General features: G+C 67.6%; 25 protein-coding genes and 2 pseudogenes. 15 read left to right on the top strand and 12 right to left on the bottom strand.

All coding sequences use genetic code 11. From position 1 onward, the window contains the following. Positions 1 to 4: 4 nt before the first annotated feature. Complete coding sequence (locus tag AB5J51_RS00530) at positions 5 to 1,126, top strand: IS630 family transposase (RefSeq protein WP_369776352.1); 1,122 nt, start codon at positions 5 to 7, stop codon at positions 1,124 to 1,126. Positions 1,127 to 1,371: 245 nt separating this feature from the next. After that, positions 1,372 to 1,896: a hypothetical protein gene (locus AB5J51_RS00525; protein WP_369776351.1), complete on the top strand. Its 525-nt coding sequence runs from the start codon at positions 1,372 to 1,374 to the stop codon at positions 1,894 to 1,896. A gap of 134 nt (positions 1,897 to 2,030) precedes the next feature. Here AB5J51_RS00525 and AB5J51_RS00520 read toward each other — a convergent pair whose 3' ends face one another. Then, positions 2,031 to 2,234 carry a hypothetical protein gene (locus AB5J51_RS00520; protein WP_369776350.1) on the bottom strand — a complete coding sequence of 68 codons (204 nt, stop codon included), beginning with the start codon at positions 2,232 to 2,234 and terminating at the stop codon, positions 2,031 to 2,033. Positions 2,235 to 2,272: 38 nt separating this feature from the next. Next, on the bottom strand, positions 2,273 to 2,443 hold the full coding sequence (locus tag AB5J51_RS00515; RefSeq protein WP_369776349.1) for a hypothetical protein: 171 nt from the start codon (positions 2,441 to 2,443) through the stop codon (positions 2,273 to 2,275). A 71-nt stretch (positions 2,444 to 2,514) separates the two neighbouring features. Here AB5J51_RS00515 and AB5J51_RS00510 point away from each other — a divergent pair. Beyond that, positions 2,515 to 3,027: pseudogene (locus AB5J51_RS00510) on the top strand (transposase); the annotation flags it as partial. 54 nt (positions 3,028 to 3,081) lie between these two features. Beyond that, positions 3,082 to 4,053 (top strand): GNAT family N-acetyltransferase, encoded by a 972-nt coding sequence (locus AB5J51_RS00505; protein ID WP_369776348.1) that lies wholly within the window; start codon positions 3,082 to 3,084, stop codon positions 4,051 to 4,053. 396 nt (positions 4,054 to 4,449) lie between these two features. On the opposite strand, the gene AB5J51_RS00500 is transcribed toward AB5J51_RS00505, so the two are convergent. Then, complete coding sequence (locus AB5J51_RS00500; protein ID WP_369776347.1) at positions 4,450 to 6,696, bottom strand: S8 family serine peptidase; 2,247 nt, start codon at positions 6,694 to 6,696, stop codon at positions 4,450 to 4,452. 394 nt (positions 6,697 to 7,090) lie between these two features. Between AB5J51_RS00500 and AB5J51_RS00495 the strand changes: the two genes are divergently transcribed. Beyond that, positions 7,091 to 7,486, top strand: coding sequence for a hypothetical protein (locus AB5J51_RS00495; RefSeq protein ID WP_369776346.1), 396 nt, complete (start codon positions 7,091 to 7,093; stop codon positions 7,484 to 7,486). Between the two features lie 344 nt (positions 7,487 to 7,830). Then, the gene (locus AB5J51_RS00490) at positions 7,831 to 9,363 is read left to right on the top strand and encodes a S1 RNA-binding domain-containing protein (protein ID WP_369776345.1); all 1,533 of its coding nucleotides are present in this window, start codon (positions 7,831 to 7,833) and stop codon (positions 9,361 to 9,363) included. 29 nt (positions 9,364 to 9,392) lie between these two features. On the opposite strand, the gene AB5J51_RS00485 is transcribed toward AB5J51_RS00490, so the two are convergent. Next, the gene (locus AB5J51_RS00485; RefSeq protein WP_369776344.1) at positions 9,393 to 10,364 is read right to left on the bottom strand and encodes a hypothetical protein; all 972 of its coding nucleotides are present in this window, start codon (positions 10,362 to 10,364) and stop codon (positions 9,393 to 9,395) included. 604 nt (positions 10,365 to 10,968) lie between these two features. Here AB5J51_RS00485 and AB5J51_RS00480 point away from each other — a divergent pair. Continuing rightward, positions 10,969 to 11,265, top strand: coding sequence for a DUF6087 family protein (locus AB5J51_RS00480; protein ID WP_369776343.1), 297 nt, complete (start codon positions 10,969 to 10,971; stop codon positions 11,263 to 11,265). 337 nt (positions 11,266 to 11,602) lie between these two features. On the opposite strand, the gene AB5J51_RS00475 is transcribed toward AB5J51_RS00480, so the two are convergent. Then, on the bottom strand, positions 11,603 to 12,028 hold the full coding sequence (locus tag AB5J51_RS00475; RefSeq protein WP_369776342.1) for a contact-dependent growth inhibition system immunity protein: 426 nt from the start codon (positions 12,026 to 12,028) through the stop codon (positions 11,603 to 11,605). 314 nt (positions 12,029 to 12,342) lie between these two features. Between AB5J51_RS00475 and AB5J51_RS00470 the strand changes: the two genes are divergently transcribed. After that, positions 12,343 to 13,548: an IS110 family transposase gene (locus AB5J51_RS00470; RefSeq protein ID WP_369776341.1), complete on the top strand. Its 1,206-nt coding sequence runs from the start codon at positions 12,343 to 12,345 to the stop codon at positions 13,546 to 13,548. 3 nt (positions 13,549 to 13,551) lie between these two features. Here the strand turns inward: AB5J51_RS00470 and AB5J51_RS00465 are convergent, their stop codons facing one another. From AB5J51_RS00465 to AB5J51_RS00455, 3 genes are all read right to left on the bottom strand, one after another. Then, on the bottom strand, positions 13,552 to 14,076 hold the full coding sequence (locus AB5J51_RS00465) for a hypothetical protein (protein WP_369776340.1): 525 nt from the start codon (positions 14,074 to 14,076) through the stop codon (positions 13,552 to 13,554). 217 nt (positions 14,077 to 14,293) lie between these two features. Further along, positions 14,294 to 14,521 carry a hypothetical protein gene (locus AB5J51_RS00460; protein WP_369776339.1) on the bottom strand — a complete coding sequence of 76 codons (228 nt, stop codon included), beginning with the start codon at positions 14,519 to 14,521 and terminating at the stop codon, positions 14,294 to 14,296. An 83-nt stretch (positions 14,522 to 14,604) separates the two neighbouring features. Continuing rightward, positions 14,605 to 14,937, bottom strand: a complete 333-nt coding sequence (locus AB5J51_RS00455; protein ID WP_266385549.1) for a hypothetical protein — start codon at positions 14,935 to 14,937, stop codon at positions 14,605 to 14,607. 83 nt (positions 14,938 to 15,020) lie between these two features. Between AB5J51_RS00455 and AB5J51_RS00450 the strand changes: the two genes are divergently transcribed. Beyond that, complete coding sequence (locus AB5J51_RS00450; protein ID WP_369776338.1) at positions 15,021 to 15,569, top strand: SMI1/KNR4 family protein; 549 nt, start codon at positions 15,021 to 15,023, stop codon at positions 15,567 to 15,569. A gap of 176 nt (positions 15,570 to 15,745) precedes the next feature. Here AB5J51_RS00450 and AB5J51_RS00445 read toward each other — a convergent pair whose 3' ends face one another. Beyond that, positions 15,746 to 16,219, bottom strand: a complete 474-nt coding sequence (locus AB5J51_RS00445; RefSeq protein ID WP_369776337.1) for a nuclear transport factor 2 family protein — start codon at positions 16,217 to 16,219, stop codon at positions 15,746 to 15,748. 192 nt (positions 16,220 to 16,411) lie between these two features. Beyond that, positions 16,412 to 17,218, bottom strand: a complete 807-nt coding sequence (locus AB5J51_RS00440) for a hypothetical protein (RefSeq protein WP_369776336.1) — start codon at positions 17,216 to 17,218, stop codon at positions 16,412 to 16,414. Positions 17,219 to 17,700: 482 nt separating this feature from the next. Here AB5J51_RS00440 and AB5J51_RS00435 point away from each other — a divergent pair, with 482 nt between their 5' ends. The 5 genes from AB5J51_RS00435 to AB5J51_RS00415 all read left to right on the top strand — a co-directional run bounded on the left by AB5J51_RS00435 (position 17,701) and on the right by AB5J51_RS00415 (position 21,517). After that, positions 17,701 to 18,162: a hypothetical protein gene (locus AB5J51_RS00435; protein ID WP_369776335.1), complete on the top strand. Its 462-nt coding sequence runs from the start codon at positions 17,701 to 17,703 to the stop codon at positions 18,160 to 18,162. A 235-nt stretch (positions 18,163 to 18,397) separates the two neighbouring features. Then, on the top strand, positions 18,398 to 19,306 hold the full coding sequence (locus AB5J51_RS00430; protein WP_369776334.1) for a MerR family transcriptional regulator: 909 nt from the start codon (positions 18,398 to 18,400) through the stop codon (positions 19,304 to 19,306). Positions 19,307 to 19,550: 244 nt separating this feature from the next. Beyond that, on the top strand, positions 19,551 to 20,090 hold the full coding sequence (locus AB5J51_RS00425) for a winged helix-turn-helix domain-containing protein (protein WP_369776333.1): 540 nt from the start codon (positions 19,551 to 19,553) through the stop codon (positions 20,088 to 20,090). Then, entirely contained in the window at positions 20,087 to 20,623 is a 537-nt protein-coding gene (locus AB5J51_RS00420) for a transposase (protein WP_369780180.1), read from the top strand. Before AB5J51_RS00425 ends, AB5J51_RS00420 begins: the two co-directional genes overlap by 4 nt. Positions 20,624 to 20,669: 46 nt before the next feature. Continuing rightward, positions 20,670 to 21,517 (top strand): IS5 family transposase gene (locus tag AB5J51_RS00415; RefSeq protein ID WP_369776274.1). Its coding sequence is split into 2 segments (ribosomal slippage): positions 20,670 to 21,045 and positions 21,045 to 21,517, totalling 849 coding nucleotides; the frame shifts between segments, so codons are not numbered across the junction. Positions 21,518 to 21,643: 126 nt separating this feature from the next. On the opposite strand, the gene AB5J51_RS00410 is transcribed toward AB5J51_RS00415, so the two are convergent. Together AB5J51_RS00410 and AB5J51_RS00405 are read right to left on the bottom strand one after the other, a co-directional pair. Continuing rightward, the gene (locus tag AB5J51_RS00410; protein ID WP_369776332.1) at positions 21,644 to 22,963 is read right to left on the bottom strand and encodes an alpha/beta hydrolase domain-containing protein; all 1,320 of its coding nucleotides are present in this window, start codon (positions 22,961 to 22,963) and stop codon (positions 21,644 to 21,646) included. Between the two features lie 617 nt (positions 22,964 to 23,580). Next, complete coding sequence (locus tag AB5J51_RS00405) at positions 23,581 to 24,777, bottom strand: kelch repeat-containing protein (RefSeq protein WP_369776331.1); 1,197 nt, start codon at positions 24,775 to 24,777, stop codon at positions 23,581 to 23,583. Positions 24,778 to 25,198: 421 nt separating this feature from the next. On the opposite strand from AB5J51_RS00405, the pseudogene AB5J51_RS00400 reads away from it, so the two are divergent. After that, positions 25,199 to 25,411 (top strand): annotated as a pseudogene (locus AB5J51_RS00400) (hypothetical protein); the annotation flags it as partial. Positions 25,412 to 25,594 lie beyond the last annotated feature (183 nt).

Raw genomic sequence — 25,594 nt, 5'->3', positions numbered from 1 at the left:
GTGTATGACTGCTTCTGCGGATGTGTCGGTGCCTCGTCGTGGTCCGAAGTTGGAACCGTTGTTGTTGTCGCCCGATGAGCGTGTGGTGTTGGAGCGTTGGGCCCGCAGGGCGTCATCTGCGCAGGCAGTGGTCTTGCGGGCTCGCATCGTGTTGGCGTGTGCCGGTGCTGATGTGCCGCCGATTGTCGTGGTGGCGCGGGAGTTGCGCATCGCTGCCGACACGGTCCGAAAGTGGCGTCGTCGGTTTCTGGCGGCTCGGCTGGACGGACTGGTCGACGAGCCGCGGCCGGGCCGGCCACCGACCATCAGCGTTGATCAGGTGGAGGCGGTCGTGGTCAGCACGCTGGAGGAGATCCCGCAGAACGCCACTCATTGGTCGCGTTCATCAATGGCCGACCGCAGTGGCCTGTCGAAGTCGACAGTGGGCCGGATCTGGCGAAAGTTCCAGCTCAAACCGCATTTGAGTGACACGTTCAAGCTGTCGACGGGCCCGCTGTTCGTGGAGAAGCTCTACGACGTGGTGGGGCTGTATTTCAACCCGCCTGAAGGAGCGGTGGTGCTGTCGGTGGACGAGAAGTCCCAGATCCAGGCTCTGGACCGCTCTCAGCCAGTGTTGCCGTTGATGCCCGGCATGCCCGAGCGCCGCACTCACGACTACGTCCGCAACGGTCTGACCACCTTGTTCGCGGCCTTCGATGTCGCGACCGGTGAAGTCATCACCTCACTGCACCGCCGGCACCGGGCCGCGGAGTTCAAGAAGTTCCTCATCAAGATCGACAAGGAGGTCCCCGAGCACCTTCAGGTCCACTTGATCTGTGACAACTATGGCACCCACAAGACACCGGCCATCAAGACGTGGCTGGCCAAACATCCACGGTTCCACCTGCACTTCACACCCACCGGCTCATCCTGGATCAACCAAGTGGAGCGATGGTTCGGCTTCCTCGCGGATCAGAAGATCCGCCGCGGCGCCCACAAGAGTGTGCGCTCCCTGGAAGCCGACATCCGCGCCTGGGTCAAGCAGTGGAACGAAAACCCGACCCCGTTCACCTGGACCAAAACAGCCGAAGAGATCCTCGAGTCCCTCGCCCGCTTCTGCCAACGGATCTCCGGCGCAGGACACTAGCTCGCGTACCGCTCGGCGCGCACGGCCGCCGCAGCGACGGCCCCGCTCATCAGAACCCTGTATCCGGCAGCCGAAAATGGGGACTTTGTGGGCTCTGGCCGCAGTTCCGTGAAACCTGGCTATGACGTGGGTGATCGCAGTCGCGGAGTCAGACTTGTGGACCGCACACTCCTCGCCCTTCTGGGGGAGGTGGATCGTCCGCGGAGTTGATCCAGGTCCGTGGGCTGCCCAGACATAGTGAGGGCATGACAACCCACACGGCGCACATCGATACGACAGCGACAGAGTGGCCCGTTCCCCGGTGGGCAGTCGGCGCCGCCCATGCGATGCCATTGGTCGCGCTGCCTGTCTGCCTGTGGCGTCTGCCCATCGCCTTCGGCTACGGCATGGGCGGGGAGGTCCTGCCGCCGTCACCCTGGAACATTCCCTACGTCGTCGGACTCAGCATTATGTCCGAGGCGTTCGCACTGCTCAGCTTCGGCTTGGTCCGCAAGTGGGGAGAGGTTGTGCCCACCTGGGTTCCCAAGCTGGGCGGCAAACGCATACCGCCCTTCGCAGCGATCCTCCCCGCGACAATCAGTGGCCTCTTCTTCACGGCCCTGATGGTCCATTGGGCGTTCGGGGCCTTCCGCATCGGCGGTGCGGACGGCTTCCCGTACGCCGAGGGTTGGGACGTGCTGGCGATGACGGTCAGCGGTCTGTTCACCCTCTGGGGCCCCCTGCTGCTGGCCCTGACGTTCGCGTACCACCGCCGACGTCGCTCTCGCTGAGCTGATACCCATGCGTTTCACGGAATCGCGGGCAGAGCCACTTTGTGCAAGCGTTTGGGAAACGGTCGCGGTGACCGTTCCCCAAACGGAAATGTCGAGGCCGGGGTGACAGGGCCCGGCCGTGTTTGGCGGGGTCAGAGCACGGCGACGGTGAACGGCCTGTCCGCGGAGTTGCCGCTGCTGTCGCTCGTCACGATCGTGATGGTGTCGGTGGGGTTGCCGCAGTAGCCGTGGGATCCGCCGATCGCGGTGATTTCGCCCCGGCTGTTGTTGAGCGTCGCGAGGATCGCCGCGCTGGTCAGGCCGATGTTGGAGTCCGAGACCTTGATGCAGTACACGCCCGGCTGGTTGGTGCCGGTTCCCCGGGTGACGGTGTCTACGTTCTGGATCCGAGGAGGGAGGCGCTGCCGCTGACCTTCGCGGCGGCGCGGGCGTACGGGGCGTCCATGCCGGCGGCCGCAGCAGTGCCGGACAGAACGGCCAGTGACGTGACGGCGCCGAGGGCGAGCGCGACGACTCGGCTGGAACGGGAGGCAGAAGATCGCATGTGTCTGCTTCTTTCTCGGCCACGAACACGCTGTTGAGCCAGCGTAGGCCGGGGAGAACGATCGGGATGGTCGTGCCGTCAACGAGGTCTTCCCCGAAACCCGCCACCAAAGGTACTGGGTTCACAAAACGGCCAACTGCCTCGACAACCTCCCGAAGTCAGCTCAGCCTGCGGCAAAGAAGGCTATCCAGGCCATCTACAACGCCGAGGACAAGGAGCACGCGGCCGCCGCGGTCAAGGCGTTCGCCAAGCAGTACGGCGCGAAGTTCCCCAAGGCCGTCAAGAAGATCGTCGATGACGAGGATGAGCTGCTGGCCTTCTACGACTTCCCCGCCGAGCATTGGATCCACCTGCGGACAACCAACCCCATCGAGTCGACCTTCGCGACCGTCCGTCTGCGGACCAAGGTTACCCAGGGCGCCGGATCCCGGGCCGCCGCCCTGGCGATGGTCTTCAAGCTCGTCGAGTCCGCCCAGGCCCGCTGGCGAGCCGTGAATGCACCCCACCTCGTTGCCCTCGTCCGCGTGGGGGCCCGCTTTGAACGCGGGCAGCTCGTTGAATGGCCGCAGACGACCGCGGCGTGAATAGGGTGGCGGACCTGCTTCGAAGTTCGAGAACATCCGGTCATGTTGGATGGCATGGCAGGACAGGACCTTCCGGTCGGCTTCGGGTTCCGGCCGTATCGCGGCGACGAAGACCACGGCGCCATGGCCGCGGTGCGGCTGGGGTGTGTTGAACGGGACCGGGTTGATGTCCATTCGGTTGTGGAAGGGCTCCCGACAGCGGCCGAGATCGCCGAAGCTTCTGCCAAGTTGGAGGAGCCGTCCAAGAACCAGATCCTGGTGGTGCTCGACGGGAGCGTCGTCGGCTACTCGACGATCCGGTGGTGGCAAGAGCGGGACGATACGTGGCTGTACCTGCACCGCGGCTACCTCTTGCCCGAGCATCGCGGACAGGGCATCGGCTCAGCCATGCTGAGCTGGGCCGAAGAGCGGATCCGCCAGCTCGTAAAACAGCATGGAACGGCGCGGACGGCAGTGATCGGCGCGAACGCCATGGCCTCCGAGCAGGACGCCACGGCACTTCTGCGCGCAGCCGGCTACCGACATGTCTTCAGCCTGGTCGAGCTGGAGCTGGGCGATCTGCAGCAGGTGCCCGAGCCGGGCAGCGAGCTGCCAGCCGGGATACGGACAGGGCCGATCGGGACAAGCCACTACCGTGCAGCCTGGAGGACGGTCGTCGATTCGTACGCGGACCCCGGTTTCACTCAGAGATGGCCTTTCCAGGACTTCGTCGACACCGCCGACCCGGCATGCTGGAGGGCTGCCTGGAACGGGAAGGACATGGTCGGCGTCGCCCTCTGCTCCATCCACCGTCACGACCACGCCGTGGGCGAGGTGGAAGAGCTGAGTGTCCGGAGGGACCAGCGACGCCTCGGAATCGGCCGGGTTCTGCTGCTGGACGGGCTGCGGAGCCTTCGCGAGCAGGGTGCAACGACCGCTCGGCTGTTCACGGGCACGGCAAATCCGCACCGGTCCTACGACCTTTACGAGAGTGTGGGGTTCCGGCGGCAGAACGAGTACGTCCGTTACCGCAAGCCGCTTGCTTGATCGATCGGCCATTGGGCTGTCGGGTCAGTCCACAGGGTTTGACAATGCGCGTGAACGACATCAACACCGAAACCCTTGGGTGGGACCTCATCGGCTGGGATAGCGACGAGCAAGAGGGGCAGAGGGCTGCCGTGCGGCAGCGCAGTACCAGCTCGGTGCGGTTCAGGCGGGCCCGATGATGCTGCTGGCCTCGGGCGGCGACAGCCCGGTCTCCCGGTCGTCGCACGCCTGGTCCAGGCGTACGGGGACCCCGTCCGCGACGTGACCAGATCACATTGCCGTATCGCTACAACGGGGACACCGCGGGCGGGCGGCGCTGCCGCTGATCGGGCGGTGACGCCGACCGGCCCGGGCAGATGGCGCCGCAGCGGCCGCACCATCTGCCCGCTGGCCGGGTCAGTTGGCCAGTTGCGCGATCGGGCCGTTCAGGTCGCCGGTGACGACGAGGGCGAAGTCCTGCGGCCCGGCCAGCAGGTTGCGGGCGAAGACCTGGATGAGGTAGGTGCCGGCAGGTGGCGCATCGATGCGGACGACCTCGACATTGTTGGTGCAGTCGCTGCCGATCAGCAAGTTGGGCAGTCCCGTGTTCCCGGCATGCTTGGTACCGTCGGGAGCCTGCACGATCACGCTGATGTCGTTCTGGAGACCGCGGCCGGGCAGGTCCGTGTACGCGAGGCAGAGCCGGAAGGGCGTGGCTGATCCCGCGGTCACGTTGAAGCGCTTGCGCTCCCCGGTGCGCCGGAACTGCTTGGCCGGCTTCTGCCACGTGTCGACGAACTCGAGCTCGAAGTTCGCCGCCCCCTCGTGGGGAAGGGTGGTGGGCATGTGGATGGCGCCGAAGCCCTGGTGATAGTGCGGGTCTTTGGCCGTCGAGTCAGGCCCGGAGAGCGTGCGTGCGCCGTTGATCAGGGTGGCCTTGACGAGGGCTGCGCTGGGCTCGGCATCGCGCCGGTCGACGTAGTACTGGCGTACGAGTGCGGCGCAGCCCGAGACGAGTGGGGTGGCCATGCTGGTCCCGCCCATGTAGGCGTACCGGGGGTTCTGGGGGTGCGGGGGGCCCCAGAAGTGGTTCGAGGGGGCGAGGGAGGACCGGGTGGACAGGATGTCGGTTCCGGGGGCCACCACCTCCGGCTTGATGCGGAAGTCGTCACAGGGGCCGCGGCTGCTGAAGGCGGCAAGGGACTCCGGGTCACCGGAGACGCGTTCGGCGCCGATGGGCGGGTCGGGGTAGTCGCCCGGCCACAAGCTGTTGTAGGTGGCCTGGGAGAAGCCGCCGCTCGTGCGGTCACTGCGGCCGGCTCCTACGGTGAGGGCGTTCTTGCAGGAGCCGGGTGAGCCGATGGATGCCCAGTCGACGAAGCCCTTGGGCGAGTTCAGGCGTACGCCGGCGGATCCCTCGTTGCCGGCGGCGATGACGATGAGCATGTCGCGGCGTTCGTGGACGTACGAGTCGACGTCGTCGGAGTCGATGGTGTAGGCGGATTGGGTGGCGGCGCCCCAGCTGTTGCTGTGGATGCGGGCGCCGGCCTGGTAGGCGGGCTCGAAGAGATCAGCGAGAGAGAGGGGCAGTCCGCCGAGGTTTCCCGCCGCATCCATGATCGATTGGAAGTAGAGCTTCGCTTCGGGAGCGGCGCCGCGGATCTGGCCCTGGGAGGCGGAGCCGTCTCCCAGTACGGAGCCAGCGACATGGGTGCCGTGCCCGTCTGGATCGTCGCTGTCGCCGGGGCGGCCGAGCGCGACAACGCCGACGATGCGGCCCTGGAAGTCGGGGTGCGTCTGGTCGAGGCCGGTGTCGGCGACCGCCACGATCTGTCCCTTGCCGGTGAACGGCGCGCCGCTGCTGCCCCCTCCGTCGGGGACGATGCCCATCAGGCGGACGGCGAGGTCGTTGCACAGCTTCGGCGGGACGTACTCGACCATGTCGAGCACGTCGGGGAGTTGGGGAATCTCCGTCTCCAGCGGGGACCCCTCGGAGATCTTGAGCCGGATGCGGTGTGAGGCGGAGGCGATGAGCCGCAGGCCGGAGGAGTCCTCGTGGTCCTCGAGCCATGCCATGACCGATTCGCGGGCGGCGGGCGTATCTGCCAGCCGCAGATCCCAGATGCGGCCGCCAGTGGCCGTCTTCGGCTCGCCTGCGGTGGGCGGGGCTGGGGATTCGCCCGCGCGGAGCCGGACGGGGGCTGCCACTTGGGGACCGTAGCGGTCGACGGAGACCACGAAGTCGAGATTGGCCAGTTGGGTGGCCTGGGATTCGGTGGCGGCCGCGATGTAGGCGTTGACCGGGACGCTGCGCTGTAGCTCGACGCCGGTGGAAGCGATCTCGTCCCGGTGCCGTTCGACGAGCGGTTCGCCGAGCTGGACGATCCACGAGGCGCGGTCGCCGGGTGCGACGGCCAGGACCTCCGCGTCGCCGTCCCCTTCGGCGAAGGCGGATCTGCCAGTCACACGCCCGCGGGCCACGGCGGACATCTCGCTGCGGACGTCGTCTAGTCTGTCGACGGTGAGTCCGGCGCTCTCGAGCTGGGGAATGGCACTTTCGGTGATGTCTCCGATGACATAGCTGTCGGTGACGGTGGGGTTGCCGAGGATGTTCAGCGCTGCCTGTTCCTCGTGCTCGTGCATGAAGTATGCGATTACCCGCATGGCGGTTCCGTTTCCTGGGCACGTTCGCGCGCCCGAGCAGGGAAGCTGGGTGAAGGGGAACGATCGCGGATCCACGCGGAGGACGCCGCGGCTGGTCCGGGCACCGGACGTCCGAGCCCAATCTAACTGCGGAGAGTGACGAGGGGTTGGGGGGGACACGCCTCCGTCCGGTGATTTGAGCGGAAGGTGCCCGAGGTATCGATTCAGCACCCGCCCAGACATGGCCGAACTCTCGGGCCCCCACCGGGCGAGCAGGCAGCATAGGGCCCTGCTCGGACAGCCCGCGAACCCTGACCGGTGACTCTATGCCGGTCGAAGTCGCCACACCCCAGCGAGCACAACGACCAACCCGGCAAACCTTCCAGGTCACAGCACTTGGTGAGATCCTGCATGAATGAACGATCTCGGCGACGCGCACCTGCGCACCTGGACGCTGCACTTTATGGCCCTCCTGGCAGCCGACACCCAGGATCAACTTGCCTGGCTGGGCAAACGTGAGCTGGAGACGAGGGAGGTTGTTGAAGAGGTGGAGCTCCTGTGCCGCGTCTCCGAAGGACTCGCGGCGCGCGGAGTCTTCGAGTCCGAGGATCTGCGCGGTCTTCGGCCCATCGGCCGTCGCCTCTGCGAGATCGATGTCACCTGCCGCGTCGGACTCTGGCACAACGCCCTGGCCACGGACTCGGCGTGGAACGATATACGTTCTCTCGCCCGCCGGTTCCTCCTCACGAGACTGGGCGACTGGCGTCAGCCACTGCCACGTCCCGTGCGCCCACATACGGGCGATCACTGAGCTGGCCAGGCCGCCTGTACGACTGTGACGCGGTCGGCGCCGCACACAGCCTGCCAGACCTCGGCAGCCGCCTCTCGGGTCAAAACCCAAGCAGCGCGCGAATCATCGGTGTGCTCTGGCCCTCCCGAAGTCGTGGAACATCCGCTGCCCGTTCTCGTTCTCATGAACAAGGCCAGCGGGCGGGCGCTCGGGGCGATCAGCGATGTCGTGCTGACAAGCGAGCGAGACGGCCTCCACGCGCCGCAGAAGGATGAGGCAGTGAGTTGGCGCCCCGGCCGTGGGGCAGGGCCTTCGAAAGCTGGTGGCGGGCGGCCGCCTCGAGCGACATGATGCGGGCATGCACCATGCTTATGCGTCCGTCGGCAGGCAGTGACGTGCTGCCCCATGTTTACCGCATCACCAAGCACGATCCTGCCGATCGCGATGAGCACGGTCGCTACACAGGTACCGAAGAGGTGCACAGCGATTGTGGGCCGGTCGAAGGTGCTTATCTGGAGGCTGTTGCCGTCTTCGCGGCGGAGACCGGAATCGACTGCCTTGTCGTACGCGAACCGCAGGTAGCGGCGGGCTTCGTCGGTTTCGGGGCGGAATCGGCTGTTGAGGGTCACGGCCTGGCCGGGCTCTTCCCGCCCGGCCGTGCGGGCTACCACGATGGCGCGCGGGTCTCGCTCAGCGTCGCCCTGGAGCTGGTTCGGGCGATGCTGCGCGGCAGTGGCGCCTGGTGCCGCCTGGAGGTGGAGGGCACGTTCACGATTCACGTCGGATGGGACCAGTACGTCTACGTCGGCAGTAGTGATCCCTGCCCGGTGGCGGTGGCACGTACCCGCGCACTGGGACTGTTCCCCGAGCGTCTGGACGCCTCTCCCCACGACGCCGAGCTCGACGGGCCGGGGGTACAGCGGCCCGCCGATGACGTCTTCTGGGCCCGCGTGCGCTGGTGCGTCGCGACGCGCCAGGCGGCGCTTCTCGAGGAGAACCACGTGGGCAACGCCGCTCGCTGGCACCGACTCGAGGCCGACTCGCTGGACGCGGTTCGCGCCCGGCTGGCTCCTCGCTCCCGTTTGGCCGTCTGGCCCGACCTTTCCGCCGATGTGGGCGCCGTCCTCGCCGATCTGCCGGAGGAAGGCCTGATCGAGTTCGTCTGGGAGGACGAGGACGGCCGGATCGCGAGCATCGTCGCCGACGAGAGCCAGTTCGCGGAACTGGCGGCGCATGTCTGCGGCGCCCGTGCAGCATCGGCCCTGTCCCTCTGCATCGACGGAAGGCAACCGCTCATGACGGCCGTCCTGCCCGACGAGGACGGCGTCCTGCGGGCGCGCTGGAGGACCGAGGCGACCTCCGACGATCGCCACTGGGCGTTCCTCACCACCCTGCACCGAGGACAGATCTGCACCGGCACCGTCGTCGCCATGCCCGATTTCGGCGTCACCTTCGTCGACATCGGCGGTTTCACCGCGATGATCAATCTGCCCGAGGTGTCCTGGCGCCACATCGACCACCCCTCCGACGTACTGACGGTGGGCCAAGAGGTCACCGCTGAGATCCTCGACGTCGACCTCGTCCGGCAGCGGGTGCCGTTGTCGCTCAAGGCGCTGGAGGAAGACCCGTTGTCGGTGCTTGCGCAGCAGGTCGGCCGGATCGTCAGGGGACCGGTCACCCGGCTCACCCCGTCCGGTGCCTTGGTCCGCATCGAGGACCGGGACCACGGCTTGGAGGGACTGCTGCACCGCACCGAACCGGCCGAGATGTCGGTGGACGAGCCCGAGGAGGGAATCCAGGTCGGTGACATCCTTACCGTCGAGATCATCGATGTCGATCCGGGGAGCCGTCGCATCAAGCTGTCGCGTGTTCAGGCCCGGTCGGCAGACGCTCAGTAGCAAGCCCCCGCGACATGGAAGGGGCGTTGCTACTGGATGTTCAGGCGGAGCGGGTGCGAGGCGTCCACGGGACATGTGAAGATGCGCAGTTCACCGAACCGGCCGACATTGAGATCAGGGTCACGGCCGCTGTCGACGGTGAGGAACAGACGGGTCGTCGCACCGCAGGCGCAGTCGATCGGGACCTGGTCCGTGAGGTGCCAGCTCGGCCAGCCTCCGGCCTTCCATCCCTCCAGGCAGGCCAGAGTGCGGTGGTACTCGATGCCGTGCTGCTCGGCCCAGGCCTTTGCTTCGCCGAAGAGGTCCGCGGGCAGTTCGTCCTGGGCCGGGAGCTCCGTGACCTCAACCGGATCGAGCAGGCAGGGCCGGGGCACGTACGAGGCCACGGCGTCGACCGGCACGGGGACATCCCGTACGGCGGCAAGAGACGCGGCCGAACGGTAGTGCACCTCGACGGCGGGTCCCCAGTAGTGCGCCTGCCCCGGCAGTTCGGAATGCTCCTGGGGGCACCACAGAACCTGCAGCACGTCCCTGCCCTCCGGCCAATCGGCCACGGGTACGTCCTGCTTGAGGAGCTGCAGGACCCCGATCAGCGGTACGCCGGGGACGCTGGACACCGGCACCTGCCGGATACGCTCCCACGTGACCTTGTCGAGCACGTCGGCACCGTCCATGATCCGGGAACGGATTTCGGCTTCCTTCCGAATGGCGTCGTACGCATCATGGGCCTTCCCAGCCCGCCGGGCTCGCCAGTCCCGGTCGATCCGCTGCAAAGTCTCCCGATCCGCATCGGAGAGCTTTTCCCGCACCTCGACCATGTGCGGCCCCTGACACCGGGGCCACTCCTCATCGCCGGGCCACAGCATCGGACCACCGATATGACTGGCGTCCGATGATGGCTCACCCGCCTTGGGACGCAGCAGCACGGCCTTCCGGGCGTACGGGGCAAGGGCGGGTATGCCGGCGAGCAGCGCCTCGACGGTCGGATCCACGGCTGTCATACGGACGACGGTAGTAGCTGTTGCCGGCAGCCCGTTTGAATCCGCATGCGACAAGCCCGCCCCACCGTTCCCGGCTTGCCGAACACTTTTGCGGACAGCAGGACTATCAGCAGGGGCCGGAACGGTGGGCGACCGATTCCGGCGTACCCTTGAGGATCCCCGCGGACGGCAATTAGGGCAACGGCGATTCGGCAGGACGGGTGGTGTCGCACAACGGCGGGAGCGCCTTGTTCGGAAACCCCCTGCGGCACGGGAATCCACGGCCGGGCCGATTTCGCCTGAGGCCGGTCTAAAGGTTCTCGCCTGCCCGCGTCGACAGTACTCGCGATATGGGTTGAATGCCGGTTTCGGTGAAAGTCCTCGAGAACGGCTCGTCGACGGCATAGAGTCCCAGGTCAAGAAGCCTGCTCCCCGCGCACGCGGGGGATGACCCGCGATCGCAGCCGTGTCAGCCTCCGCCGCGACTGCTCCCCACCCGGATTGGAAGCCTCCCGAGGGTCTGAACCCGCAAATACCATCCCCCCTCCTCCGCAATCAGGAGTAGGGGGCGGGGTGCTGCTCCTGTTCGGTAGGGTGCTGCCCCTGCTCCAGGAAGGGCACGACCGTGGAAGACGAACCCCTCGACCGGTGGGCCGCCCGCCGCGAAGGCCGCCTGCGCAAGCCGGGCGAACTGAAAGCCGTCACTCTCAGCAGCGGCCCCCAGCGCGCCGCCCACCTCGACCCGGACGCCCCGCGCCTGATCCTTAAATGGGACGGCTTCGCCTGGCAGGCGCTGACGACGGTGGAGAACTACGCGGCGGCTTGCCAGGTCCTCAACCCCTCAGCCCAAGCAGAAGCAGCGCAGCTACCCGGTCATACGCCACGCCTAGGCAAGGGAAGCGGACGGCACCGCAAGCCCTGAGCCACGCACCTATGTCCCCATCTCCAGCAAGTCGGGGAACGGGGCGTGGCGGTGTCCAGTGCTGTGACCGGGAAAGTTCGCCGGGTTACTCGTTGGACTGGTGCGGACTAGGAGAACCGGGGCGGCAAGCTGCTGTCGATTCTCTTCCTGTCGAAGATTGTCGGACCTCTCGCGCTACAAGAAGGACCCCCTGCTGGCGCCAGCGGGAGGAGGCCGAGTCCCTGGTGGCCCGAGCTTCAGTTCTGACGGTGCCCATGAAAGGCGCGCAGGTACCGAATCGGTGCTTCGGATCGTTAGCCCTCCCCTTGCAGGTTCCTTCAGCTGAGCCTTCCTGCGGTCAGCGAAGCGATCCGGTCCTCGCGACGAAGCGGGCGAGCTCCTCGGCGCTGGCCCCGGGCAAGCCGTTGACCACTGCCTTCGGCAATGCCGCGATCACGGTGCACAGGCGCGCGCCGAGGTCTGGCAGCAGGGACCAGGCTGCAGCGGGGACATTGACGGTGACAAGCAGCAGGTCACCCTCGTAGAAGTAGGCATCAATCAACGGCTCCTCAAGCAACAAGCGCACTGCGAGCGGAAGGACGTACGGCAGCGCCACCTGCTGAGGGATCAGGGTGCGCAGCTCCGCCGGACCGAGTTCGCCCAGCGGAATACGCCGCAACTCATGCACCCTGCGGATCAAAGGGGTCACGTCAGAGGCAGGAGGCGCCCAGCGGGGTGGATCCAGCTCATCGAGCGTACGGTCGAGATGCAGAAGACGGTCCATAGGTTTCATTCTCGCCAGAACAGGCAGGAAATCTCAGACTCGGGCCACTAGACTAGAACGCTCATAGGCCAACTACGAGGCTCCTTACCTTGTTGGCGGGTTGATTCCGGTCCTTCGTACGATCGGGAGACCCAGGGGCCTGGGTGTGGCTGGACGGCGCTCCTGCCGAAGGTGTGGCTTTGACTGATTGGCCGCCCAGTGCCCCGCGACGACACGGCCACTCATTGGGATGAGCGAACAGAGATCGCTTCGTAAGGACACGTCGGCGTGGTCGTCTGCAGGGACCAGTCAACCGATCGACGAGGGAGGCTCGGGTGCCCGAGCTCTGGGCGGGGACGGATGCCGGCAAGGCCGCGCATCACTGCACCGTGATCGACGCGGACGGGACGAAGGTGCTCTCGCGCCGGGTGCCCAACAATGAGCCCGAGCTCCTGGAGCTGCTCGGCGATGTGCTGGCACTGGCTGAGGACGGCCCGGTTACGTGGGCCGTCGACCTGAACGCCGGTGGGGGCGCTCTGCTGATCGCCCTCCTGACCAGCCACGGACAGCGACTCCTGTACATCCCTGGCCGAACCGTCCACCACGCTTCCCGTGGCTACCGCGGGGACGGCAAGACCGATGCGAAGGACGCCTACGTCATCGCCGACCAGGCGCGGATGCGCCGGGACCTGCAGCCTTTGCAGGAGTGGGACGAGATCGCGGTGGACCTGAAGATCCTCACCGCCCGCCGCTACGACCTCGCCGCCGATCGGACCCGCGCCATCAACCGGATGCGTGCCCAGCTCCTGGAGTACTTCCCCGCCCTGGAACGGACCTTCGACTACGCCGCCTCCAAATCCGCACTCATCCTGCTGACCGGCTATCAGACCCCGGCTGGCCTCCGCCGGGTCGGCCCGAGCCGACTCGCGACCTGGCTGAAGAACCGCAAGGTCCGTGGCGCCCAGGCCATGGCCGATGCAGCCGTCGCCGCAGCGCAGGCCCAGCACACCGCCGTGGCCGGGGAGAGCACAGCCGCAGCCGTGGTGAACACGCTGGCCCGGTCGGTCCTGGCTCTGGACGAAGAGATCGCCGCCGTGGATGCAAGGATCGCGGCACGCTTCCGAGAGCACCGGGATGCCGAGGTGATCCTCAGCATGCCTGGCATGGGCCCGTTGCTGGGGGCGGAGTTCGTCGCTTGCACCGGCGGGGACATGGACGCCTTCGGAACCGCAGGCCGACTCGCCGGAGTCGCTGGTCTGGCACCTGTCCCACGAGACTCAGGCCGGATCAGCGGCAACATGCGCCGGCCGCACCGCTACCACCGCCGACTCCTGCGCGTTTTCTACCTATCCGCCCAGATCGCAGCCCGCTTCTGCCTGACCTCGAAGACCTTCTACGACCGCAAACGGGCCGAGGGAAAGAGTCATAAACAGGCGATCCTCGCCCTCGCCCGACGACGCCTCGACGTCCTATGGGCCCTCATACGCGATCAGCGAACCTTCGAGGCTCAGCCTCCCCAACGGGGTCTCGCTGCGGCCTGAGCCTCAGACTGTGAAGAGCGGCTCGTAGGGGTGCCCCTCCGGCGTGTAGATCAAAACGAAGTCTTTCCCCAGCTGAGTGGTCACCTCCCTCAAGCGAGCCAGGATCTCGGCCTGACCCGGAAGATCGAGGCCAAGGGCCGCGGCAGCACGGTCCCTCCTGGCCGCGAGGTCCGGCATGTCCTCCAGATACTCAGCCTCAAGCTCGCGACTCTCCTCGTCCGTGAACGCCTGGCAGTCTTGCCACCACGGGACGACCAGCAGAAGCCGCACCAGCTCGTGCAGGCCGATGGCAACCAGAGCCGCACCTCCTTCGGAGTCGGCATAGAGGATCGGACGTTCCTCGCCGCCTTCACCGCAGAAGAAGAACGTGCCGCCGGCACCGTCGCCGGCGAACCCCTCAAGTGCGGTGCCCGAGGCGAGGTGTACTTCCTCGACATGATCGCCTCGGTCAAGGTCGAAGTCACCCGGCCAAGCGAGAAAACGGGCAGCTTCTTCCTGCTCACGGACTGCAGCGATCAACGATTCCATGGGCCGCAGCCTACGTCCCGCTGCTTGACAACCATCATTGGGAATCAGTCACATCCGTTGTGACTGAGCGCTCGACTTGGCCCGTCTGGCCAATCAGAGCGCTCAGCTGGAGCCCGCATCCAGAGCGATCCGGTCGGAAGCTAGCGACCCACCGTGCTCCAGTCAGCGGGGGCAGGCGGCACCGTACGGCCTGCGATGTGTTCGCGGAGGCGCCGGGTCAGTTCCGGCAGATCGTAGGCAGGGAAGCTGACCTGCAGGGGCGCAGGGCGAAGTCCGACGGCTGGTCACCCTGAAACATTGCCGCATCCATCGGCTTGATCTTCACGTCCCAGGCGTCGGGGGCGGCCCAGTGCGTCATCCGCACGTAGAAGGCATCCCGCGGTCCGGCATTTGCTACGGCCGAGAGGAAGGAGAGTCCGCTGTCGACCGGGAAGTCGATAAGCATCCAGCCGCGACGGGACTCCACCCACTCCGCGGCTCCGCTTCAACCAGCCGCGCACCCGCTAGCCGGACACCCCCTGGGAGCGCTCAGCGCCTCAACGACTGCACCACGACCGCCGCCGACAGCAGGAGTCCGGCACCGGCCATCACCTTGGCGGCGGTCGGGCGTTCGCGCGGGTCCGCCCCGGTGGCCAGCAGGAGCTGCAGCGCCGAGGGGAAGAACAGGAACATCCCGGCCATGGCGCCGATGAATGACCACAGCACCAGCAGCGCCGCGATGGTGCCCGCGACGTAGACGAAGCCGGACGGCCGGGCGTACAGGAACAACGGCACGGAGACCACCGCGGCGGTCGCGAAGGCGAGCGCCGTGATGCCGGAATCCGCGAACCACACGATCAGCACCGGTAGGGGGGTGATCACGGCGCACAGCACGAGGCCGAACTGCCATGGATGAATACTCGCTCGCGCAGCGGCCTGCATGACCAACCCCCGGACCCGATGACTTGAACGCGTTCAAGCTACCGGATCGCCGGGGGCGTGCTACGTCAGCGGGTGCACTGGCCAAGCTGGCAGAAGCACGCGTCGCTGCGTTCGAGGCCGAGCACGACATCGCCCTGCCCGACGCCTACCGGCGGTTCCTCACGCACATCGGCGGCTCAGGCGCGGCGCCGTTTTACGGCCTCATGCCGCTGGAGCGGTGTTCCCTGCTGGTCATGAACCCGCGTGAGGAACCGGGGACACCCCGCGGATTCGACGACGCAGAACCCGGGGGTCACGCACGCGACCTCTTCCTCCACGTCATCGAAATGGGCTGCACCGACGTATGCGTCATCGCGGTGACCGGTCCCCTCACCGGCCGCGTTCTCGTCGGCAACAGCGACGGGTTCTGGGGCCCCAACGTCTCCTCCGCCACCGACTTCCTCGACTGGTACGAACGCTGGCTCAACCACATGAGCGCCGGACGCGACAACCGGGCCCTGGAACTCACCTCACCCCAGCTTCGTGCCCATCCCGACAGGCATCGCATGGCACCGAAGATTGACTCTCCGTAACCACTCCACGGAAAGTGAGTCAGAACCCGTTCTCGTGAACATCGACTATTCGGGCGAGCGTGCGACTCCCAATCGCGTGACGAAACGGCGTCGCTACTCAGGCTCTGGCTCAAGGTCTGTGAGTGTCACTCCCCGTGGCGCAGGACCCTTGACGGCCGGTGGGCTGGGAGGCGTTCTCATGGCTGGCCGGGCCCGTCGAGGCGTTCCGTGGGACCGGCGAAGGAGAGGAAGAGGGTTCGCGTGGTGAGCAGCCAGGTGTCGTCCACCTTGCGGAATGTGTCTTCGTAGTGCCCCACCTGAACCGGGGGCCGCGGCGGTACGAGGCCCTCGCTGTAGCCGTCGACCCGGTACGTGGTGAAGTAGGTGGTGGCGGCGGCGGTGTCTGCAGAGGTCACGGTAACCAGGATGTTGGTGCATATGCGGCGTGACAGTCGGTCTGCGGGCCGGTTGCCGAAGTAGATGCGCAGGGCGTCGTGACCCGCGATGCGGCGGTCGCCGGCGGGCCATTCCCAGGTGCCGTCCTGCGTGAAGAGGTCCGCCACCGAGCCCGGGTCTCCGAGGTCGAGCCGGTGGACGAACTCAACGACCAGCCGCTCACAAGCCCGCTCTGCGAGCAGGCGCTCCATCGGTTCAAGAGTTTCAGCATTCATGATCAACTCATATCAGGTCGCCCTTGGCTGAGGCAGCCTCAGCCGAGCTGCGCGCCGGTTACGGGCATGCTCCCCAGCGCCGTGCCCGTCCGTGACTCAGTGTGGCCAGTCCACAGAACCTGGGCCAGAACTCGGGTTTCGACAGCGCCGGGCCTTCGAGCACGTGGGTCGTGAGTCGGGTCGAGCGAAGGTTCAGCCGTGGCAGCGCAGCCGGACCAGAATCGTGTCGCCCGGCAGGGATGCGAGGTACGCCTCACTGCCCGGCCACTCGGTGGGCCCCGGAGGTTCGTGGGGGCACAGGGCCGGGTCGCAGGTGGCGTGCAGGGCGCTGTTCTGACCCTCCACCCACCAGCCGTCGAGGGTGACCACGTCCGTGTCTGACGGATATCGCTCGGCGAACTCGCGGACATAGGCCTCCCGGTCGCCGTCGTAGTTGATGACAGGGTGTTCCGAGGAGAATGGGAATCCCAGGAAGCCCATGCCGAAGCTGAACGGGTGGTCAAGGAACGCCTGAATCACCGGCTGGGCTCGGTAGGCGGCGAACATGGCGTCACCCCAGCGGTCGTCCGGGAAGGCGGTGGGGTCGTTGTGCCAGCGATCCACGAACTCCGCGAGCGGCCGGGCCGTGGGGTATACGGCGGACAGGCTGTGCCAGAGGTCCCAGGAGGCTGCGATTCTGCGCTCGGACGCAGCGAGCGGCCGCGAGAAGTCGAGCAAGGCACGCGGCCCCCCGGCGCAGACGCCTGGAGCGCTGGGCCAGGGTGTGCCGTCGTTCGCAGGGTCGTCATGGATGAGCCTCGGGTCGTTCTCATGGCCTGGGGCGATCGCGAATCCGGAGCCGTGGCTGCCACCGAGGATGCGGCGTGAATCCCACATGCGACGGTCGACAGGGTTCTCATCCGTGTCGAGGTAGAACGGGGCCAAAGCCTCGTCGAGGGCACCCGCGATGTCGCCTTCGACCTCGGCCGGCAGGCAGACCGTCACCCGTATGCCAGCCATCCGCCCCTCCTCTGCGTCCACGATGCCAGCCGTGCTGGCGGACAGCATTGCACTCGGGCAGGCGCGTCCTGCAGGGCGGGCCCTCACAAAGTTCGGCAGGGTGGTGTCAGTCACTGAGAGTCTGCGGTGCGTTGCGCCGAGCCTGCGCAGGGCGCCCGACGGTGTACGTTCGGCAGGGGCGCTCTTGCGATGTCGGGGTGCGACCCCCGTCGCGGCCTCGGTGGCCAGGGCCGCACGCCGTACTTCCGAACGTACTCGGCGGCCGAAGCCCCCGGTGCGTCTGTCCGTGCGAGGCCGCGAGCCGCTTCACTGGGCGGGCGTCACCCGTTCGCGCGCGGCCAGGTGCCGGCGGGGAGCCATCGATCGTGAACCTGAGGTTCCACTGTGGTGCAGAGAAGCCATGGTCGGTGGGACTCGCTCTGTCAGGAGTGCCGGGCCCGGCTTGTGGAGTCGCAGCAGTAGCCGGCCCGCCCCCCAAGGGCATGGGCCAGCCCTACCGGCCCGCAGTGCGCGGCTGGATCAAGGTCCGCCGCCGCGACACCAGCGAAGCGATCATCGGCGCCATCACGGGCACCCTCGCCCGCCCGCAGCTCCTCGTCCTGGGCCGCCACGACCCGGCCGGCCGCCTGCGCGCGGTCGGCCGCACCGTCCCCCTGCGCCCGGAACAGGCCCGCCAGGTGGGCGAGCACCTGGCCGCCACCGACCCGGGGCACCCCTGGGATGGTGTGCGGTTCACATCGACGTGGGGCAGCCGTGACGTCCTGGACGTGGTGCTGGTCCGCCCCGAGCTGGTGGCGGAGGTCAGCGCAGACCGGGCCGTAGACCGGGGCGGCGTCTTCCGGCACCCGAGCGGGCCATCCGGCACAGTGTCCGCAGAGCTCCAGGTCAGCGCCTCCTCCTGTGTCACATCCGGTGGGTTCCCGTGGTTCTTGCCGGAACCCTGAGCCCCTGGCCTGGGGCTTCTCTCTCGTTCACGTGATCGGCCGGTCAGTGACGTGACTTCGGGACCTGAAGCTTTCTCGTCCGATTTGATCAGTCTGCAGTCTGGTCGAAGACGAGGAGGCGCATGCTGTCGGCGCTGACGGTGGTGAGAAAGCTCGGCAGAGCTCTGGAGAACTCGCGGGATGTCGCACTGAGGCGCTTGAGTCTCCAGCCGCCGGAGGGTTCAGGATCTTACTCATGGACGACGAACGCCCCGACGTGCTCACCATTGGCCGGCTCGCGCACCGCACCGGACTTCCGGTGCGTACCCTGCGCTTCTGGTCGGACGAGGGGGCGGTGCCGCCTGTGGCCCGCTCCGCGGGCGGCTACCGGTTGTACGACGCCGAGTCCGTGGCCCGCGTCGAGCTGGTCCGCACCCTGCGGGAGCTGGGCCTCGGGCTCGACGACGTTTGCCGCGTCCTGAGCGGCCGCACCACGGTCGCCGAGGTCGCCGACGCGCATGTGGCCGCGCTCGACGCGCAGATCCGCTCACTCAAGGTGAGCCGGGCCGTCCTGTCCACCGTGGCGAAACGAGGTTCGACCGTTGAGGAGACAGCACTGATGAACCGGTTGGCGCGGCTTTCCGCCGCCGAGCGCAAACAGATCATCGACGAGTTCAAGGAGGAGGTGTTCGGCGGCCTCGACGACCCGCGCCTGCGCGAGCGCATGCGCACCTTCAGCATCGAATTGCCCGACGATCCCACACCTGAGCAGGTCGACGCCTGGATCGAACTGGCCGAATTGGTGCGGGACCCCCGTTTCCGCGCCCGGTTGCGCACATGGATGGAGCTCAACACGCCCGTACCGGGGCAGAGCCGTCCCCCCGGGGCGTCCATCTGGTGGGCCAGGCACATCGTGCAGACCGTCGCGGAGGTCAGAAAGGGCGGGGTCGCTCCCGAGGGGCCGGCAGCGGCTGAGGTGCTGTCCGAGCTGTTCGGTGACGCCGACCGGGCCGCCGTGCTGCGCAGCCTGGACGCCGGGATCGAGGCAGGAGCGGAGCACTACCGCAGGCTCGTCGACCGTGTGCGCGGGCAGGATTCGTCGCCCGACGCGACCGAGGAGCTGGAATGGCTGGCGCAGGCCCTGCGCGCCGCGGATCAGACCTGACCTGGTGCTCGGCCGCGGCACGGAGCAGGCCGCCGACCTCGCGGTGCCGCTCGACCGGGACGAGCTGATCGCCTACGGCTGTCCGACAACGGCGCCACCCGGCTGGGGGCGGCGGCGTTGTCTGCTGCTACAAGCGACTCATCCGCCGGACCACATAGGACACGGTCTTGAACGGTAAGCTACTGAGGATTTCGCGTTGTCGTCGGGTAGTGACGGTTCATGATCCCTGCGGTATGCCGGTGAGGTGAGGTATCCAGAGGGTGGGGGCCTGACGGCTGAGCGTCGGGCGTTTCGTGAGGGGATCCGGCTTCAGGCCGGGATGCGGTTCGCGGCGGGTGAGAAGACCGCGCTGATCGCGAAGGATCTGCGGGTGAGTGTGCGGTCGGTGGAACGCTGGCGTCGTGCCTGGCGCGAGGGCGGCATGGAGGGCTTGCGCTCGGCGGGTCCGGCGAACGCCCCGACCGTCACCAACGCCCAGTTCGCCGTGCTCGAGGAGGAACTCGGCAAAGGCCCCTCGGCGCACGGCTTCGACGACGAACGCTGGACGCTGGCCCGGGTCCAGACGCTGATCCGCCGCCGGCTGCGGCTGACCCTGTCGGTGCCGACGGTGTGGCGGCTGCTGAAACGGCACGGCTGGTCCTGGCAGGCACCCGCCCGCAGAGCCCTCGAGCGTGACGAGCACGCGGTGGAACTGTGGAAGAAGGAGGTCTGGCCACGGGTAAAAGCCTCGCGGCGGCGTCCGGGGCATGGCTCGTCTTCGAGGACGAGGCCGGCTTCTCGATGACTCCGCCCCGGGCCCGCACCTGGGGCCGACGCGGACAGACCCCCGTCATCCGCGTCCGCGGCCGTTCCCGCCGCCGGACCTCGGTCGCCGCGCTGTGCTGCTACAAACTCGGCGAGAAGAACCGCCTCATCCACCGACCCCGCAACCATCTCCTGCTCAAGGGCGCCCGCAAGAGCTTCTCCTGGAAGGACTACCGCGACCTCCTGGTCCGCGCGCACATCCAACTCGACGGCCCCATCGTGGTGGTTTGGGACAATCTCAACACCCACCTGGCCGCCGGGCTGAAGCGGTACGAGGCGGAGCACGACTGGCTCACCACCATCCACCTCCCGGCATACTCACCAGACCTGAACCCGGTCGAGGCCATCTGGTCACTCGTGCGCAGAGCGATGGCCAACACCGCCTTCGACACACCCGACGACCTCGACCGCACACTCCGCCGCGAGCTACGCAGAATCCAACTCCGGCCCCACCTTGTCGACGGCTGCCTCACCGCCACCGGTCTGGCCATCAACCCACCGACCCCACCCTGAAATCTTCAGTAACAACCCCTAACGAAATGATCTTCGGGCTGGTTGGATGTCCCTGAGAACGTTGATCTGGGGGTGTGGGGTGGCTCGGCGGAAGCCGTGGGAAGTGGACGATGAACTCTGGGCGGTGATCGAATCGCTCCTGCCGAGGGTGGAGCGACGGACTCGTCATCCTGGTCGGAAGCGGCATCCGGACCGGCTGGTGTTCCAGGGCATCCTGTTCGTTCTGCACACCGGGATCGCGTGGGAACACCTCCCGCAGGAACTGGGGTTCGGATCGGGCATGACCTGCTGGCGGCGCCTGGCTGAGTGGACCGAGGCCGACGTCTGGCCGCGGCTGCACGAGACCCTTCTGGCCCGGCTCCGCGGGGCCGGCGCTCTGGACTTCTCGCGGGCCGTGGTCGACGGCTCCCACATACGCGCGTTAAAGGGGGCTCCAAAACAGGGCGAAGCCCCGTTGACCGGGGCAGGAATGGCAGCAAGCACCACCTGATCACCGATGCCACCGGCATTCCGCTTGCCGCCATCCTGACTGGCGGCAACCGCAACGACGTCACCCAGTTCATCCCCCTCCTCCAGGCCGTCCCACCGGTTCGCGGCAAGCGCGGCCGGCCCCGTCGGCGGCCCGACACGGTGCTCGGGGACCGCGGCTACGACCATGACAAGTACCGACGCCTGGCCTGGGCCCTGGGCGTGAAACCCGTCATCGCCCGACGCGGCGTCCCACACGGCTCCGGCCTCGGCACCGAACGCTGGGTTGTCGAGCGGGCCTTCGCCCACCTCCACTGGTTCCGCCGATTGCGGATCCGCTGGGAAGTCCGCGACGACATCCACGAAGCCTTCCTCAGCCTCGCTTGCTCACTCATCTGCTGGCGACGCCTGAAGTCATTCCGATAGCAGTTCTAAGAGATGTCCTGGCTGACTCCCACACTCATCGACGAACGACTCGCGTGAGCATCGGCGTAACCAGTCGTGCCGGGTTCAGAGAAGTCTCCGCGTCATCCGCCTGACGCAGAGGGAGTCTCATCGGGTCGTGCAGGGCCGGATCGCGACGAATTCGGCGTAGTGGTCGCGGTAGGTCTCCGTGAAGGTGGACGGGGGGCACAGTTTGGCGCGGCGGCTCATGTCACGGGCGTCCTGCGGCAGGATGAAGCCGGCCTTTCGGTAGTCGCGGAGTTTGTTCTCGAAGGCCTTGGCGTAGGCCTGGTGGCTGCTGAAGCCGAGTTGCTGCACGGTGCGTACGTTGTCGTAGCTGCCGGTGAAGCCGGTGATGAAGCGGGCCTCGCCGAGTTCGACGAACGGCAGCCGGGGCACCAGCCGGCCGGTGCGGTCCTCGGTGATCGCGTTGCCGTTGGCGTCCCGGGCGATGGTGTTGTCGCTCGCCGTGCGCAACTGCGTGCTCGTCGGCGGCGGTGACCCCTTGCGGACCCAGTTGTGCCCTTGCAGGAAGTGCGCGCGCAGCGCGGGCACGAAGCTTGCCGGGGTCGTCCCCCTCACCGGGAACGGCACGTCCAGCGGCGCGTCCAGCGGGTCCGGGGTGTGCGGGCTTCCCGCGACGACGTAGAACCGGTACCGCTTGGTCACGATGCCCCGGTCGGTCAGATTCGTCGAATCGTCAAATTCTGAATTGACGATGAGGACCTTGCCCTTGTAGAGGCCGGCGGCGATGTCGGCTTGGGGGTCGAAGCCCTCCGTGGTGATGGGCAGCACCAGGTCGAGCGCGCCTGTGGCGTCGCCGGAATGGACAAGGCGCAGGAGGGGGTCCGAGCTGTCAGAGAAGCCCGTGCCGTACCGTCGGGACACCTTGCCGACCAGTGGACGCGCGCCGGAAGAGCGGGAGGAGAGTGCCTCGGCGAAGTCCGTGACGATCTCGTCGTCGACCTTGGCTCCGTCCTCTTCGACTCCGCCCTCGATGAAGGTGCCGGGCACCGAAGGGTCGAGGATGCGGTTGCCGAGCGTGCTCCAGCCGATACCGGCGTGCACGAAGCCCTGGCGGAACAGGAAGTCCCTGCGCAGATAGACATTGAGTGCGCCGAGCCCCACCACGAAGTGTGATGGCTCCACGACGGCGGTGCCGTTGGTGCGGTGCGGATCGGCAGGAGCGCTGATCCGGTAGGGGACGCGGAACCGCCCGGTCGACGTCTCGCCCTCGAACACACCGTCGTACTGCACATAGCGGATTCCACCGAACGAACCGAGGGGCGTGACCACCGGGTCGCGGAGTCGGTCTTGGGTAGCGTCCGTCGGGATGGTCACCGCGTGGCGGGGAGCCTGGCCGGGATGGTGGTCGTGGGGAACGGCCTGTGCGGCGGAAGCCGGAAGGGCCGGCGTCAGCGCGGCCATCAGCAGCGCACCTACGCGGAGAAGCCGCGCTCGCCGGAAGCGGGGATCGGGATCTGTGGATCGGAAATTCAGCCGGAACATCGGGTGCTTCTCCTTCCGCGCCAGGAGGTATTCATGCGACTGGCGCTGAGTCAGCCGATCACCCGGGGCCCGCGTCGGCCTTCCGGCATGCCCGAAGGAGCGAGGCGTCTCACTCGCCTAGCCGATCGGCGCCTGGACTGTCGCCCTCGTGCCGGCCAGGGTTCAAAAACACCCTCTGCTAAGAAGGTCATGGTCGGGCCGGGGCCTGCCTCCTCCCCTGGACAGGCATAAAACTGGCCCGGGCCAAGAACCCCGGACACGCTTCCCCGGTCCGCTGGGTCCGAACTCCGCCCGTGTACGAACCCGGATTCCGTCGGTGCCACCGTGGGGGGCTACGCAGATCAGGGACCCCGGGTGGCCGGTCAGCAGGGAGCGGTGATGTTCGTGCAGTAGATTCCCGAACGCGGATAGGCGACCTGGTACCAACGGCTTCCGGCTGAGTTGACGACGGATTTCGTCGCGATCGATACCGTCAACGGCTGCCCTTGCCTCCGGCCTCCAGCCTCCCGGTGGCTCCGGGCCTCCTCGCACGCGGGTCAGCTGCGGGCGGTGCGGCGGTCACGGTCGATGGCGAATGCCTCCGCGGTGTTCAGCGCGGTGGTGTCGATCTCGCCGCCGAGGGCATACACACAGGTGTCCTTGGCGTACCGGCGGTCGCTGTCGAGGTCCTTGGGGCAGGGCGCCGCTGAGGCCGTCAGGAAGTCGCGGGGCGTCGGCAGCGAAGGCAGGGTCGCCCACCTATTCGTGACAGGGCTGTACTCCTCCACCGTGCCCAGGACCTCCGTAAAGTTGCGGCCGCCGATGGCGTACACGCAGGTGTCCTTCGGCTCCTCGGTGCACGGTGCCGCTGTCCCCGCCAGGAAGCCGCGGGGAACCGACAACGAGGGAAGGACCACCCACCGGTTGGCGGCGGGACTGTATGCCTCGACCGTGTCCAGGACCGCGACTCCGTTGAACCCGCCGGCGGCGTACACGCACGTACCGCGCAGGCCCTCCACATCCTTCGGGCACGGCGCGGCCGCCCCCGCCAGGGTCCCGCGGGGCGTCGGCAGCGAGGGGAGGGTCGCCCACCGGTTGGTGGCGGGACTGTATGCCTCGACCGCGCCCGTGGAGCCGGCTTCGCTCAGGCCGCCGATGGCGTACACGCAGATGCCGCGCAGGCCCTCGACGTCCTTCGGGCACGGCGCGGCCGCCCCCGCCAGGCTCCGGCGAGGAGTCGGCAGCGAGGGCACGGACTCCCACTCGTCGACGGCCGGACGGTACACCTCCACCGTGTCCAGGAAGCCGGACTCCAGGTTGGACCCGCCGATGGCGTACACGCAGCCGCCCTTGGCGGGCCCGCGGTCGCCGTCGCGCTCCTCGGGGCAGGGCGCCGCCACGCCGGCCAGCCGGTCGCGGGCGGTGGGCAGCGGGGACAGGGTCTGCCATTCGTTCAAGGCTGGGCGGTACGCCTCCACCGTGTTGAGGACGGTGAGACCAGGCGAGTGCGTACTCCCGCCGAAGGTGTACACGCAGGTCTCCTTCGCGTGCGCCCGCGTGTCGTCCGACTCTTCGGGACAGGGCGCGCTGGCCCCCGCCAGAGCCGCGCGGGCGGTCGGTACCGGGGGCAGGGTGAGCCATGCGTCCTGAGCGTTGGCCGCAGTGGCCGTCAGGGCGAGCAGCGGCGCGAGCGCGGTGACGGCGAGCCGCCGGCACAGCGAGCGCCGACGTGACGGTTTTCGGCTGCCCGTCATTGAGTCCGGCCCTGGACCGGCCGGGACGCCGCGACAACGTCGCAGCAGGACCTCCGCAGCGCTCTTCCGCCGGCCGGGCTGGTTACTGCTTCCCATCGGATACCTCTTTCGTGGCACGCCGCAGCTATGCGCTGCGGCGTGAAATCAGAGCTTTGCGCCCCTCTATATCCGGACTTTGGCGAGTACCCGTCACCGACGCCGCCGAACGGTCCAGACCACACCCACACGCAGCAACTGCATCACCCGCCCGCCCGTGACACGCACCCGCAGGTCTCGCGGCTCGTCGACCAGCACGGTCAGCGGCGCGTCCTGATCGACACCTTCCAGACGACGGTGCTGCGAGACCGCCGGGTCATCCGTCGGGCGGAGCCGGCGGAGGCCCTGTCCGCTCTGCAGTGGCGCCCGGGATGCACGCAGTCCCCACAAGAAGAAGGGCGCGAGAGGCGGCCCGCCCGTCAGCCACGACGCCGATCTTTACAAAGAACGGAACACCGTCGAACACCTGATCAACAAACCGAAGGCCTGGCGAGGGAGCGCCACCCGCTACGACAAGACGCCCGAGAGCTACCTCTCAGGCCTCCACCTCCGCGCCGCAATGATCTGGATCGACGACCTCCTGAGGGCCGCCGACTGATCAGAGGCAGAGGGTGCATGCGCAGTCGAGGGCCTCTTCGGGTGAGCCGGAGGGCAAGCCGCTGGGCAGGATGTTGTCCTCGTAGCGGCCGCTGCTGGCGAGGTAGAGGGCGAAGCCCCAGGCGGTCGCCAGTGAAGCGCAGACGGCACAGCGGCAGCGCCTCGCCGCCCTTCAATTCGCCGG

The sequence above is a fragment of the Streptomyces sp. R33 genome, from assembly GCF_041200175.1.
In the GTDB taxonomy this organism is placed as follows: Bacteria; Actinomycetota; Actinomycetes; order Streptomycetales; family Streptomycetaceae; genus Streptomyces; species Streptomyces katrae_B.
This window is presented reverse-complemented; position numbering and strand designations above follow the sequence as displayed.

Bases quoted from the DNA above. Each gene is read 5' to 3' on its own strand.
- AB5J51_RS00530 (WP_369776352.1), top strand. From the start codon at position 5: ATGACTGCTTCTGCGGATGTGTCGGTGCCTCGTCGTGGTCCGAAGTTG.
- AB5J51_RS00525 (WP_369776351.1), top strand. From the start codon at position 1,372: ATGACAACCCACACGGCGCACATCGATACGACAGCGACAGAGTGGCCC.
- AB5J51_RS00515 (WP_369776349.1), bottom strand. From the start codon at position 2,443: ATGCGATCTTCTGCCTCCCGTTCCAGCCGAGTCGTCGCGCTCGCCCTC.
- AB5J51_RS00505 (WP_369776348.1), top strand. From the start codon at position 3,082: ATGGCAGGACAGGACCTTCCGGTCGGCTTCGGGTTCCGGCCGTATCGC.
- AB5J51_RS00500 (WP_369776347.1), bottom strand. From the start codon at position 6,696: ATGCGGGTAATCGCATACTTCATGCACGAGCACGAGGAACAGGCAGCG.
- AB5J51_RS00495 (WP_369776346.1), top strand. From the start codon at position 7,091: ATGAACGATCTCGGCGACGCGCACCTGCGCACCTGGACGCTGCACTTT.
- AB5J51_RS00490 (WP_369776345.1), top strand. From the start codon at position 7,831: ATGCTTATGCGTCCGTCGGCAGGCAGTGACGTGCTGCCCCATGTTTAC.
- AB5J51_RS00485 (WP_369776344.1), bottom strand. From the start codon at position 10,364: ATGACAGCCGTGGATCCGACCGTCGAGGCGCTGCTCGCCGGCATACCC.
- AB5J51_RS00475 (WP_369776342.1), bottom strand. From the start codon at position 12,028: ATGGACCGTCTTCTGCATCTCGACCGTACGCTCGATGAGCTGGATCCA.
- AB5J51_RS00465 (WP_369776340.1), bottom strand. From the start codon at position 14,076: ATGGAATCGTTGATCGCTGCAGTCCGTGAGCAGGAAGAAGCTGCCCGT.
- AB5J51_RS00460 (WP_369776339.1), bottom strand. From the start codon at position 14,521: ATGCTTATCGACTTCCCGGTCGACAGCGGACTCTCCTTCCTCTCGGCC.
- AB5J51_RS00445 (WP_369776337.1), bottom strand. From the start codon at position 16,219: ATGAATGCTGAAACTCTTGAACCGATGGAGCGCCTGCTCGCAGAGCGG.
- AB5J51_RS00440 (WP_369776336.1), bottom strand. From the start codon at position 17,218: ATGGCTGGCATACGGGTGACGGTCTGCCTGCCGGCCGAGGTCGAAGGC.
- AB5J51_RS00435 (WP_369776335.1), top strand. From the start codon at position 17,701: ATGGGCCAGCCCTACCGGCCCGCAGTGCGCGGCTGGATCAAGGTCCGC.
- AB5J51_RS00430 (WP_369776334.1), top strand. From the start codon at position 18,398: ATGGACGACGAACGCCCCGACGTGCTCACCATTGGCCGGCTCGCGCAC.
- AB5J51_RS00420 (WP_369780180.1), top strand. From the start codon at position 20,087: ATGACTCCGCCCCGGGCCCGCACCTGGGGCCGACGCGGACAGACCCCC.
- AB5J51_RS00410 (WP_369776332.1), bottom strand. From the start codon at position 22,963: ATGGCCGCGCTGACGCCGGCCCTTCCGGCTTCCGCCGCACAGGCCGTT.
- AB5J51_RS00405 (WP_369776331.1), bottom strand. From the start codon at position 24,777: ATGACGGGCAGCCGAAAACCGTCACGTCGGCGCTCGCTGTGCCGGCGG.